The organism is Gemmatimonadota bacterium (genome assembly GCA_009841265.1).
Classification (GTDB): domain Bacteria; phylum JAAXHH01; class JAAXHH01; order JAAXHH01; family JAAXHH01; genus JAAXHH01.
Genome location: VXMB01000014.1, coordinates 23,279 through 35,662, shown reverse-complemented (window position 1 = coordinate 35,662; position 12,384 = coordinate 23,279). Strand labels below are relative to the sequence as shown.

9 protein-coding genes are annotated in these 12,384 nt (G+C 65.2%); 1 reads left to right on the top strand and 8 read right to left on the bottom strand.

Annotation, left to right across the window (positions count from 1 at the left end; translation table 11 throughout):
* Nucleotides 1–7: 7 nt before the first annotated feature.
* From F4X08_12830 to F4X08_12820, 3 genes are read right to left on the bottom strand one after another with little or no spacing between them, the layout of a single operon-like run.
* Complete coding sequence (locus F4X08_12830) at nucleotides 8–757, bottom strand: YebC/PmpR family DNA-binding transcriptional regulator (protein ID MYD26685.1); 750 nt, start codon at nucleotides 755–757, stop codon at nucleotides 8–10.
* Between the two features lie 10 nt (nucleotides 758–767).
* The gene (locus F4X08_12825; protein MYD26684.1) at nucleotides 768–3,083 is read right to left on the bottom strand and encodes a hypothetical protein; all 2,316 of its coding nucleotides are present in this window, start codon (nucleotides 3,081–3,083) and stop codon (nucleotides 768–770) included.
* A 9-nt stretch (nucleotides 3,084–3,092) separates the two neighbouring features.
* Complete coding sequence (locus F4X08_12820; GenBank protein ID MYD26683.1) at nucleotides 3,093–4,970, bottom strand: hypothetical protein; 1,878 nt, start codon at nucleotides 4,968–4,970, stop codon at nucleotides 3,093–3,095.
* Nucleotides 4,971–5,287: 317 nt separating this feature from the next.
* Here F4X08_12820 and F4X08_12815 point away from each other — a divergent pair, with 317 nt between their 5' ends.
* Nucleotides 5,288–6,208 carry a serine acetyltransferase gene (locus F4X08_12815; GenBank protein ID MYD26682.1) on the top strand — a complete coding sequence of 307 codons (921 nt, stop codon included), beginning with the start codon at nucleotides 5,288–5,290 and terminating at the stop codon, nucleotides 6,206–6,208.
* Here F4X08_12815 and trxB read toward each other — a convergent pair.
* The 5 genes from trxB to F4X08_12790 all read right to left on the bottom strand — a co-directional run bounded on the left by trxB (nucleotide 6,205) and on the right by F4X08_12790 (nucleotide 12,317).
* Nucleotides 6,205–7,128 (bottom strand): thioredoxin-disulfide reductase, encoded by a 924-nt coding sequence (gene trxB / locus F4X08_12810; GenBank protein MYD26681.1) that lies wholly within the window; start codon nucleotides 7,126–7,128, stop codon nucleotides 6,205–6,207. The genes F4X08_12815 and trxB overlap by 4 nt on opposite strands.
* Nucleotides 7,129–8,652 carry a tetratricopeptide repeat protein gene (locus F4X08_12805; protein ID MYD26680.1) on the bottom strand — a complete coding sequence of 508 codons (1,524 nt, stop codon included), beginning with the start codon at nucleotides 8,650–8,652 and terminating at the stop codon, nucleotides 7,129–7,131. It abuts the gene before it with no gap.
* Nucleotides 8,653–8,722: 70 nt separating this feature from the next.
* Nucleotides 8,723–10,066 (bottom strand): bifunctional folylpolyglutamate synthase/dihydrofolate synthase, encoded by a 1,344-nt coding sequence (locus F4X08_12800; protein ID MYD26679.1) that lies wholly within the window; start codon nucleotides 10,064–10,066, stop codon nucleotides 8,723–8,725.
* Entirely contained in the window at nucleotides 10,063–11,229 is a 1,167-nt protein-coding gene (locus tag F4X08_12795; protein ID MYD26678.1) for a hypothetical protein, read from the bottom strand. Before F4X08_12795 ends, F4X08_12800 begins: the two co-directional genes overlap by 4 nt.
* Entirely contained in the window at nucleotides 11,226–12,317 is a 1,092-nt protein-coding gene (locus F4X08_12790; GenBank protein ID MYD26677.1) for a sugar kinase, read from the bottom strand. The genes F4X08_12795 and F4X08_12790 overlap by 4 nt, the downstream gene beginning before the upstream one ends.
* Nucleotides 12,318–12,384 lie beyond the last annotated feature (67 nt).

The window sequence follows — 12,384 nt, the reverse complement described above, 5'->3', positions numbered from 1 at the left end:
ATACCCACTACCCGTTCATTTCCTCCAGCACCTTGTCGTCCACGTCGAAATTGGCGTATACATGCTGGACGTCGTCGTGGTCCTCCAGAACCTCCATCAACCGGAGAAGCTGTTGCGCATCCTGACCCGCGACAGCCACGGTCGACTTCGGGATGCGGCCGATTTCCGCCCGCAGGGGGGCGAAGCCGCTCTCCTCGAGCTGGACGCGGACCGCCTCGAAATCGGAAACGGCCGTCAGCACATCCAGGGTCTCTCCCTCGTCCTGGATGTCTTCGGCGCCGGCGTCGAGGGCGACCATCATGACCTCGTCCTCGTCGACGCCGTCCTTGTCCACCACGATCGTGCCCTTCTGGTCGAACATCCAGGCCACGCAGCCCGCCTCACCCATGTTGCCGCCGTTCTTGGTGAAAGCATGGCGCATCTCGGACGTGGTGCGGTTCTTGTTGTCCGTTACTGCTTCCACCAGCAGCGCCACCCCGGCCGGACCGTAGCCCTCGTAGACCAGTTCCTCGTAATGCACGCCATCCAGTTCGCCCGTGCCGCGCGCGATGGCCCGGTCGATGTTGGCCTGGGGCACGTTTTCCGCCCTGGCGGCGAGTACGGCCGTCCGGAGCCGGGGATTGGCCGTGACCGACCCGCCGCCCTGCCGCGCGGCAATAGTGATCTCCTTGATGACCCGGGTGAATATCTTCCCGCGGGCGGCGTCTTTCTGCTCCTTCTTCCGCTTGATCGTGCTCCACTTGGAATGACCCGACACCTTCGCCTCCTCAGGGAATCGTAACGACCCGTTTCCCCGTTCCCGTGTTATTGGAAGTGTCCCTGGCGCGAATGGCGAGGGTATGTTCTCCGGTCTCCAGGCCGTCCAGGGCGATCTCGAAGGCCTCCGTCTCCGAATCCGTTACGCCGTCTTCGGGATGGACCACCCGCCAGTCGCCTCCGTCAATCGCGTATTCGACCCGGAACAGGGGACTTGCGCCGTCCCGGACCATGAAGGACAGCAGGCTGTCCGTCACGTCGATCCGGGTGACCTGCGGACCGGTATTGTCCACAAGGAAGGGGTCGCTCAAGTGTTCCGCTTCCAGGGCCTGGTCCTGAGGATTGGAGGGGGCGTCGCTGGCCACAACGCGGAGGACGTATTCGCCGTCCGGAAAGGTCTCGGAATCCCACGAATAGGAAGGAGTTCGCCGTTCCGACTCCAGGAGTTTCCACGTTTCTTCCGCTTCGCCCCGAAAATAGATCTCGTAAGACAGTCCGTCCCCGTCGGGATCGATCGCTCGGACCGCGACCGCCCGCATGCCCTTCCGGTAGGCGGGAGACCCGGACGATGCGCTCTGGCCGCGACCGTTGCCCCGGCCGCCGACCTGCGCGGCGATGCCCGGGGGGAGATCGGTTTGTGCGGACTGCGCGACCTGGCCCGTCGTGGCGTCCCGCAGGTAGACCCCCGGCTCGTACACCGTGACCGCATGCACCCTGGGCGGATTGTTCCGCGTCAGGTACGAGGCCGAAACGGACGAGACGGTGGGGGTTTCTTCGTTCTGCGTGCCCAGGACCGCCTTCCACTGCAGGTAACGGGCGGGCGGGCAGGCCAGGGCTTCCCCTGCCGGATCGGTATAGGGTCCGGTCCACTCGCTCCAGGTCTGGTCCGGCGAATCCGTATTACCGGACCGCGCGAACAGGCGGACCGCCGTTCCGGGGGGCTGCTTGCTCTCCCACCGGATACGGCCCCACCGCGCCATGCCCCGGGTATCCCGGACGTCGGACTCGTACTCGCCCTCCCGCACGGGCGTGGAACGCAAACGGTACAGGTTGCCGCGATTGCTCGTCGCCACGACGACGCCGTCCGATGCATCGGGCGCCAGCGCCGTGATCTGCGACTCCTGCAGTTCGTTCAGCAGCGTGCCGACGCCCCGTTCGCGGACGCTGTATAGCCGGCCGCTCGAACCTGTGCCGATGAGCAGTTCGTTTTCCCCGCGGATCGCCAGCGACAGGCCTACGTCCGTCCCGGACCGCCACCACTCCTCAACCCGGCCGTCCGGATCGATCCTCAAGACGACGCTGCCTCCCGTGGCGAAACCACCGGCGGACGGCCGATCGGCGGTCTCCGCCGCGGCGGTCACTTGAACCGCGTTAAGCATCGGACCTCCGCCCGGATCATCGGGCGCGCCAGTGGGTGGCGGCGGCATGGAAGCGCCCGCCGTTCCGGCCCGGCCGCCGCGGGCGCCCCGGCGCGGTCCGCTCAGCGCGCCGGCGAAAATCGCGCCGTCTTCGCCCACCAGGAGGGTATTCACTTCACCGTAGGGAGAATCATGAAGGACCGAGATAGCGCCGTCGGACGAAATCCCTGCGATCCGGTAGACTCTTCCGCCCGGCTCGGTCCCGGCGATGAGCCGGCCCGATCCATCCACGGCCAGGGCCATCACATGGGCCTCCTCCAGTTCGGCCAGCAGGTGTGCCCCACCGTTTTCGTCTATACGATATATTCTTCCCTGCCCACCCGTTCCCGCGTAGAGCCCGCCGCCGGCGTCCAGCGCCAGCGACCAGATGTAGTTCGTGCCGCCGCTGGGGCCGTTGCCCGTGCCGCCGTCCGGGCCGCTGCCCGGGTCGTCGTCCGGGCCATTCATGCCGCCATCCTGCGTGGGATCGAAAAACACCGCGTGCGTCCCGTCCGGGTCGATCCGGTAGATCCGGCCATCAGGGAATGTTGCCGCGTAGACCCGGTCATTCCGATCGATCACGACGCTGCGGATTTCCAGCTCGTCCGCATCGAAAAACACCTCGGACCGGCCCGAAGGATCTATACGGTACAGTTTGCCGTCGTTTCCCGTACCCACGTACAGGTTTCCCCTGGAATCGGCCGCGAGGCTCCAGATCAGCGGCTCGTCGCTCTCGAAAACGAGATCCAGGACCGGTGACAGGGTCAGGCGGCCCTTGCCGGTGATGGAAACGCCCCGGGTTTCTCCTTTTATAAAATCCCCTTGTCCGGCCTGTTTCCAGATGACCGGCGTCGACGCGAGGACGCCGTACGCCGCCGGCAGAAACACCACGGCCATGCACAGTACTCGCCACCCCGGTACCTTGCTCAAGTATCGCTCCTATCGATTCACGGTCAGCCGGCTCCAGTTCTGCCCGGCGACGACGTAGTCCGTGCGGATCGTTTCTTCGGCAACTACTTTCTCGCGGATCGGTACGAAACTGCCCTTGGTCCGCTCCGAATCCATGACGGCGAGGACCGACGGGGGCAGGCCGGGCATTTCTCTTCCCTTCACCATGCCGCCCGCGCCGCCCTGGAACATCTTCAGGTATACCCGGTTTCCGGTCCGGCGGTTGTTGAGCAGTTCGATCAGCCGGGGACCGTCCGTGGGCCTGTACCTCTGAGGCACGGCATTCAGATCGTGGCGGGTGACGGCACGGGCCGAACCGACCAGTACCTGTACCGGTCCGGCCGATATGGTCTTCGGGATCGTCACGTCCATTCGCCTGACCACGCGGTCGCCCCGGTAGGGCCGGAGGTATACCCTGACCTCGAGGGTGTCGCCCGGCTCGACGGTTTCCGAACCGAACCAGACGTCTTCGATGACGGCCGTACTGCGTTCGTATGACGAATGGATATCGATCCTGAGGGACTCGATCATCGGTGTAATGAACCGGTTGTCGAGGACGAAATTGAGCACGCCGTTCACATCCCTGGCCAGCGCCGACAGGGACGCCCGGCCGGAAAACTGATCTTCGAAGAAGACGTCCGGTTGGTCCCGCAGGGCGATCCGGCCGACGAGCGTTATGGTTCGCTCGCCGGCGCTGCGGCCGTTCGTCAAGATTGTATTCGACACGGCCACGTTCACCAGAAACGGCGTCCAGCCGTTCGCCATCATCACGTCGAAACGGTAGTTCCGGGGCGCGCGGCCGGCATCGTCATAGGAGAGTTCCACCGGGATCATGCGCGCCGTATCGCCGAGTTGGCCGTATATCCCGTTCGTGTGGTCCCACAGGACCGAACCGACTTCGTCCGCCACACTGCTGATCTTGGTGGAACCGGTCTGGTCCGGGATGACCGTGATGATTTCCGCCCGGTTCATGGGGACGTTCAGGGCGCCCGTCCACAGGAAGGGATGCCCGAAGGCCAGTATGGCGTCTTCCTCGCGCCAGGTGACCGTACCCGTGCCCGACAGATTGAAATCGCCCCGGATGAGCTGCGCGCTCACGGCGGAACCGGGTTCCAGGAGGGACGTTCCGCCGGTCGACGCCGGGCCTTCCTGTTCCGGGACTGCTTCATCGTCGGAAGCACCGTCCACGCTGACCGGCATCCCGCCGGAAGCTTCGGCCACACTGCCGCCCGCCACCGGAACGAGACCACGCTTGCGCAGTTCATCTTCGAAAAGGGATACGGTGGTCGGATGGAATCCCGAAAACACCATCGGAACGGCAATGGGTTTGAGACCGGACGGACCTAGATTGGACGGATTGAGACCTGAAGGACCGAGATCGTTCTGGCCGCCGCCCATTCCTCCCGGCATCCCATCGGGCGCGCTACTTCCCGGCGTTGTTTCATTCTCCACGGCCTCGCGAATGTCCAGCATATGGCCTATCGGCGTGACGCCGCCGATGGGCTTCATCGGAAACGCTCCGAAACGGTACGCCAGCGCGCCGACGAGTTTTCCATCGATATACACGGGGCTGCCGCTCATCCCCGCGATGACGCCCGCTTCGTCGACATAGGGCCCCGAGACCCCCACCATGATGATGTCGTGATCCGTGTAGAACTGGTTCTTGATGACGCCGATCACTTCGACGTCGAAGGTGTCGATCCGGGCATCCTGAAAGACCGTGAGGCCGTATCCCCGCATGCCCGGCTTAACGTCGTCGATATCCATGTACCCGCCTTGCCGGCCGGCGGACTGGGCCCCGGCCGGCAAGGCGGGTGAAAGCAGGCCTGCGAAGAGGAAAAGCACGACCATCGATTGAATGATATACATAGGACCAATGCGCGGTGAGCAGGGGATTGGAAAACGACGCCAGACTACTGCAATATAAGGTCGCACCGCTTCCCCTGGCAACTGGTTTGTAGCGGCTTCCGGACGATCGCGGCGCAGCCGTTAATGACAGAAACCGCTTGACTTACCGCGATGGTTCCGCGAAATTCAGACAGCCGCGCAAGGGTACGGAGAGCAGGCCCCGCGCATACATCGACACCTTCGGAAACCGGCAGGCGAACCCTTTATGGAGCACCATGGAACAATCCCGGCGCAATAAGACCACGGAAGAGAAGCTGGTGCCGAACATCAACATGACCATGTCTGAAACGCGCAGTCAGATCGGCGCCACTTCCTCCCGGATCGTGCAATCCTACGATGCGATCGGCGGCCTGAACCGTATCGACGGCAAGAACCTGCCTTCCCGGGAACGGGTCTACGGCATCCTGAAGGACCTGCTGGCGCTCTGCTTTCCCGGCTACTTCGGCGCCGAACCTCTCGTGACGAAGAACGTGGCCTTCTACGTGGACGGACTGGTGGACACCATCTACATCCGCCTGAGAGAGGAAGTGACCCGGAGCCTCATGCACGACGCGCAATGCAAGGGAAAGGACCCCGTGGCCTGCGAGGAAATAGCCGACCGGATCGCACTCGAACTGCTGGAGGCCGTTCCCGGTATCCGGAAGCTGCTCATGAGCGACGTGGAAGCCGCCTACGACGGGGATCCCGCGGCGAAGAGCCACGACGAGATCATCCTCAGCTACCCGTGCGTGGAAGCCATCTCCACCTACCGGATCGCCCATGAACTGTACTTGAGGAATACGCCGCTCATCCCGCGGATCATGTCCGAGCACGCCCACAGCCGCACGGGCATCGACATCCACCCGGGCGCGACCATCGGCACCCGTTTCTTCATCGACCACGGAACGGGCGTCGTCATCGGGGAAACGACGCTGATCGGCAACAATGTGAAACTCTACCAGGGCGTGACGCTCGGCGCGCTGAGTTTCAGGAAGGATGACGGCGGGCGGCTCGTCAAGGGCGGCAAGCGCCACCCTACCATCGAAGACGACGTAGTCATCTACGCCGGGGCGACGATCCTGGGCGGCGAAACGACGATCGGACACGACTCGGTCATCGGGGCCAGCGTCTGGCTGACGGAACCGGTGCCGCCCCATTCCAAAGTTACCATCGGCGACCCGAACCTGGACGTGGTGAAGCACGACGCCCGAACGGCCTAGTCCGCGTTCTCAGCGATGTATTTCTCCGCTTCCATGGCGGCGGCGCATCCCGTGCCCGCCGCGGTGACCGCCTGACGGTAAACGTGGTCCTGCACGTCCCCGCCCGCGAACACGCCGGGCTCGCTGGTGTGCTGCCGCCGGTCCGTCAGGATGTAGCCCTGCTCGTCCACTTCGAGCTTGTCTTTGAAGAGATCGGTATTGGGCGTGTGGCCGATGGCGATGAAGAGGCCCTCGGCGTCCAGTTCCCGAACCTGGTCCGATTCCAGTTCCCGCACGCGCACGCCGGTCACGCCGGTGGTTTCGTCACCCAGCACCTCGTCGACCACGGACCCCCACTGGAACGCGATCTTCGGATGTTTCAGGGCCCGTTCCTGCATGATCCTGCTCGCCCTCAGTTCGTGGCGGCGGTGTATGATCCAGACGTGGCTCGCGAACCGTGTCAGGAAGAGCCCTTCCTCCATGGCGCTGTCGCCGCCGCCCACCACGGCGACCTTCTGGTCCCGGTAGAAGGCGCCGTCACAGGTCGCGCAGGTGGAGACGCCCCGCCCGAAGAACCTTTCCTCGCCCGGCACGCCGAGCAGTCGGGGCGACGAACCGGTACTGATCACTATGGCCTTCGCGGTATACTCGTTCCGGTCCGTCGTGATCCGGTGCGCCCCCGGTTCGAACGCCACGGAGGTGACTTCCTCGTACTTCATCTCGGCGCCGAAACGTTCGGCCTGCTGCCGCATACGGTCCATGAGATCCATGCCGCCCAGGCTCTCGGGAAATCCCGGGAAGTTCTCGATCTCGCTGGTGAGCGACAGCTGCCCGCCGATCGTGCTGCCCGTCAGCACGACGGGGGAGAGGTTCGCCCGGGCCGCGTAAAGGGCCGCCGTATAACCCGCCGGTCCCCCGCCGATGATGACGACCTGCTCCATTTACTCGATCCGCATGATGATGTGAAAGCCCATGGGGGTCTGGACGACCCCGCTGAGTTCGCCGACCTCCAGGCCCATCGCGGCCTGCTCGAATTCCGGGATCATTTCGCCCGGACCGAAGAACCCGAGGTCGCCCCCGCTGTCCCGGCTCGAATCGATGGAGGTTTCCCGCGCCAGTTCGGCGAAATCGGCGCCGGCCGTCAACCGTTTCATCACGGCGTCCGCGGCCTCCCGCGTGGCGACGACGATCTGGCGGACGCGGATCTTATTGGATTCGATGGCCTTCTCCCGCTCCTCCACGATCCGCCTGACCCGGCTCAACGCGGCTTTCAGCTGCGCGTTTTCCGGCACGAGCTCGAGGGCCTGTTCATAGTTTGTGATCGCCTGGTCGAAGTCTTCCCGCCGCTCGTGTACCAGGGCGATTTCCGCGGAAATGCGCGGGTCTCTCGCGCCCAGATCCAGTATCTCACCGTAATAACGCAGGGCATCGTCAAGACGGCCTTCCGCAAAGGACAGGCGGGCCAGCGCCACGCGGGGCACGACCGACTGTCCTCCAACCTCCAGGGCTCTCTCCCAGACGGCCCGCGTGCTGTCCGGCATGTTCTTGTTCTGGTAGGCGGTCCCCAGGTTCATGTAGGCGTCCATATAGTCCGGCGCGAGCACGGCGGCCCGGTTCCATTCCGTGATCGCGTCGTCGATGCGCTCCAGGCCCATGTAGGCGACGCCGAGATTGAGATGGATCCTGGGCAGCTGGTCCTCCGGGGGAGACAGGGTGAGCACTTTCTCGTAGGCCTCGGCCGACTGTTCGTATTCCTCGGTATCTGAATAGACCTTGCCGAGATTCGTATAGGCGTCGACGTAGGAGGAATCGTTTTCGATGGCCTGCCGGTAGTGATGGATCGCTTCGTTGAGGTACCCGCCCTGGTTGTACGCGATCGCCATGTCGGTATGAGCCGCGGCCAGGTTCGGTATCCCCACCATCATCCGGTCGTACTGGCTACGGGCCCAGGCATAGACGGTATCGGGGGGTACGGTGCTCATGCGCGCGACGCTGAGCGTATCGCCCTCGACGGTCCTCATGAACGCTTCCAGCGCCGCGGCCGAATCCCCCCTGGCGTGGTGTACCAGCCCCATCGTGAGGTAGGCGGCTGCGAAACCCGGCGCGATCTCCAGGGCGTGTTCGAGATGAACCTGGGCGCTGTCGTAATGTCCTTGTTCGAAATACACGGCGCCGAGGTTGTTCTTCGTGAGGGCGACGGTGGTCAGAAACTGCTGCACTGCGGCCTGCTGGCGTTGCTCAAGCGTCAGGGAGGTGTCCGGCGGTGCGTCCTGTGGGGTGGACGGGGCCGCTGCCGCGCCCGGATCTGCGTCAGCGCCCGTTGCTTCCGTCCCGGCCAGCGGATCGGTGGTCGTCTGCGCGACGGCCGGTCCGGTCCCGATGAGTGAAAGACACAGGATGCAAAACGCCAGCCATGTTCCCGGCCGGACCCATGTGGTTTCCCTTGTCTGAATGAACTTGCTCATTCCTTCCGTCCTCCAGTATTTACCGCTTAAATTGCTTCTCGTAAATCTTCAACGGTTCCGCGTTTGTTTTTCAACGACTTGCCGTTTCTTCGGGTTCCAGTTCGTTCAGCACTTCCAGGGCCTCTCCCACCAGCGCGAAGCATCCCGTCATCAGGACCAGGTCGTCCGGTCCCGCCCTGTCCATCGATTCGGAGAGGGCCGCCGCCACCGACGGCGCCGTTCGCGCCGGCGTTCCGGCACGCCTGCAGGCTTCCGCCACGTCCCCGGGAGCCGCCTGCCTTTTCCGCAGCACGCGCCGCTCGGGGACGATAATCTCGTCGGCGTACCGTGCGATGACCGCGCACAGATCGTCTACGTTCTTGTCCAGGTGCGCGGAAAGCACGACGATGGCGCGCCGGGACGGAAACAGGTTGCGCAGGCTGTCCGTCAGGCTTTCGACCGACAGCACGTTGTGGGCGCCGTCCAGCACCACCCAGGGCCGGTCCTGAAGGACCTGCAGGCGTCCGGGCAGCCGCACCGAGGCCAGGCCGCGGCGCACACCACGGTCCGTGATCTCCATGCCCCGGTCAGACAGCGCCTGCGCCACCCCCACCGCCATGGCCGCGTTGGCGGCCTGGTACGTCCCGGAGAGCGGGAGCGCGAGGTCTTCGTACGTCCGGCCCGCGGACTCTATGTCGATCATCTGCCGGCCGATCGCCGCTTCCTTGAGCGCATACCGCACGTCGACGCCCACCTGCACCAGTGAACTCCCATGGCGCTCGCAGGCTTCCCGGATCGCTTCGGACGCATCCGGAAGCTGGGCGGCCGAAACGGTGCAGACGCCCTCTTTCACGATCCCGGCTTTCTCGCGGGCTATTTCCGCGATCGTCTCGCCGAGCCGATCCGTGTGGTCCAGGCCGATGGGCGTAATCGCACAGACCAGGGGCCGGATTACGTTGGTCGAATCCAGCCGTCCGCCCAGCCCGCATTCGACCACGGCCAGGTCCACCCGGCGTTCCCTAAAATACACAAAGGCCAGGGCGGTGAGTACATCAAAAAAGGACCCCATGTCTTTCCACCGCGGGCCGGTTCCTTCGATGGCGGGCCGGGCGCGTTCCGTGAGTTCGGCGAATTCCGGTTCGGATATGGGCTCGCCGTCGATCTGTATGCGTTCGCGCAGGGAGACGAGGTGGGGCGAGGTGTACAGGCCCACGCGGTAACCGCATTCGCGCACGATCGCCGCGATCATGGCGGCGGTGGATCCCTTCCCCTTGGTCCCGGCCACGTGTACGGATTTCCACTGCCGTTCGGGATGGTCCAGGGCTTTCGTCAGGGCGCTTATGCCCGACAGGTCCATGCGGGCCGGGGCGGCGCCCGGCCGCTGTTCGAAGTCCACGAATCCGTACAGATAGTCCAGCACCTCTTTATAGTTCATGCGGATATCCCGATTTCAGCCAGAGCCTTCGCGTACTCGAAGGGACGGGCCACCGACCTGCGGCGTATCGCGCCGTACCGTTGGCGGGACGGGGCGGGGACGTCCGCGCTGCGGGCGATGCGCCTGAACACGTTCCGGCCGGGGCGGGCGTTGATCTCGATGATCCACGGCAGGCCGGCCAAGTCCGGCACGATGTCGAGGCCCACCTCTCCGATGGGTCCGAGTTCGGTGTCCAGCAGGCGGCAGGCCGCGAATGACGCCTCCTCGGCACGGCGCAGGATCTCCTTCCTGCGCAGCCGTCCGTACAGCGCGTCGAGGACGGGTTCGGCCTCCTCGGAACGGGCGCCGTTGCTCAGGTTGGTCGTGGGGCCGCTGGTCTGGCCGACGCGGGCCGCCAGGCCGGTAAGGTCCCACCGGGCCTGCCCGTTCTTCTGCATGAGCAGTCGCAGGTCGAACCTCGGAAAACGCCTTTCACCCGCGGGCTCGGCCGATATCCCCTGTTGTACCAGGCAGCCCATGGGTTCCGCGCGCGCTTCGGCGGTCAGCGCCATGATCCGGTCCATGGCCGGCCCGGCGCCCCGAGTCTCATAGGTTGCGTCCAGCGTCCTGATGACCTGACGTCCCCCCGCGGTCCGGACGATTTCCATGACGCCCGTTCCCAGGGACCCGACCCTGGGCTTGACGTATACGTGATCGTACCGCGCCAGGAACGCACGCAGCGCGTACGCATCAAGGTTCCCGGTATGGGGTAAGGCGAGGCCGGCATCCGCCAGGCGCCGGTGCATCTCCAGTTTGTCCACCGCCAACCGGACGAAGGATCCCGGATTCACGAAGGGTATGCCCGACCTGTCGAACAGGTTCCGCGTGCGATCCGCTGCGCGAGCACCGGCGGGATCGATCACGGGCGCCCGGTCGTAGATGACCGCCGGCCATAGTTCGGGGCCGCATTCGACCCATCGGCCTTCCTCGACCGTGGCCGGAGACACCGTTCCTTGCGCGGCATCCACGTCGGTCGCGTCGAACACGACCGCACGCAGGTCCAGGGCGGCGGCCGCCTCGCAGCACTCCTCGAAAAACCCCGTGGGCGGACCGAAGGGCCGGCCCTGCTCGTCGGGTGCTCGGCAGGTCAGTATGCCGACGGTGACCATGGCCTTCGTCTTCATGATTCTGTGGTCCGAGTGGACGGTGTGGATGGTGTGGACGGCTCAGACCGGGCGGACGTTACGGATCGGCTGGCATGGACCGGCCGGGCCATCCGTTTCACTTCCTCCAGCGTGGACCAGGTCATGTCCCCCCGTTCCGACAGGCACAGTGCGGACAGCGCGGTGCCGTAGGACAACCCGGCCGCTAGATCCTCGCGCAGCAGGCCGTACAGCAGGCCGGCATCAAAGGCGTCGCCGGCGCCGAGCCGGTCGACCGGTTCCACCACGTAGGGCTTCGTGTAGAGAAAGCCGGTCGCCGCGGACCAGCCCACGGCCCCGCCCTCGGCCAGCGTCAGCACCACGATCTCGTTCCCGAACCGCCCGTGGAGGGCTTCGACGGTTTCCTCCGGCGTCCCGTCCATCCCGAAGATCAAAGCCGCGTCGTCGGACGTCGATACGAGGATGTCGACCTGGTCCAGCAGCGATTCCAGGGCGGCGCGGGCCCCCTCGGGCGACCACAACTTGGCCCGGTAGTTAACGTCGAATGAGGTCCGGTATCCGCCCTTCGCCCGGTTGCCCAGGACCCGGGCGACCGTCTCGCGGCACTCGGTACTCAGGGAAGCCGTGATGCCGGACGTATGCACGATCCCGGCGCCGGAACGGAGCGCCTGTTCCACCACCTCGGGCGTCATGCCGGTCGCCGCGGACCCGGCGCGGTCGTAGACGACCCGGCTGCCTCTCGGCGGCGATCCAGGCTCGAGAAAGAATACGCCGGGCCGACTGGGCCGATTGGACCGCCCATCCGGCTGCTCGTCCGGGTCGCCTTGCCACGCCACGTGGGACGTATCCACCCCGTGCAGCGCCAGCCTGGAGGCGATCCACCGTCCGGCGGGATGATCGGGGAGGACGGAGACCCAGGCCACGTCGGCGCCCATCCTGGCCAGGGCCGCCGCCATGTTGGATTCTGTGCCCGCTGCGTCGGCCCGCAGGTAATCGGCCTGTTCCAGCATCTCGCCGTCCACGGGCGAGAACCGGATCATCGTCTCGCCGAAGGTAATGACGTCGTACCGCGGTCGGGAAGGCGCGCCGGAAGGAGAGGAAGAGGACATGTTCGGGTTAGTTGTGCGGGCGCTGCGTCTCAGGTCTGCGAGGGCGCGACGCCTCAGGCAAGCGGCG

Bases quoted from the DNA above. Each gene is read 5' to 3' on its own strand.
- F4X08_12820 (MYD26683.1), bottom strand. From the start codon at position 4,970: ATGTATATCATTCAATCGATGGTCGTGCTTTTCCTCTTCGCAGGCCTG.
- F4X08_12815 (MYD26682.1), top strand. From the start codon at position 5,288: ATGTCTGAAACGCGCAGTCAGATCGGCGCCACTTCCTCCCGGATCGTG.
- trxB (MYD26681.1), bottom strand. From the start codon at position 7,128: ATGGAGCAGGTCGTCATCATCGGCGGGGGACCGGCGGGTTATACGGCG.
- F4X08_12805 (MYD26680.1), bottom strand. From the start codon at position 8,652: ATGAGCAAGTTCATTCAGACAAGGGAAACCACATGGGTCCGGCCGGGA.
- F4X08_12800 (MYD26679.1), bottom strand. From the start codon at position 10,066: ATGAACTATAAAGAGGTGCTGGACTATCTGTACGGATTCGTGGACTTC.
- F4X08_12795 (MYD26678.1), bottom strand. From the start codon at position 11,229: ATGAAGACGAAGGCCATGGTCACCGTCGGCATACTGACCTGCCGAGCA.
- F4X08_12790 (MYD26677.1), bottom strand. From the start codon at position 12,317: ATGTCCTCTTCCTCTCCTTCCGGCGCGCCTTCCCGACCGCGGTACGAC.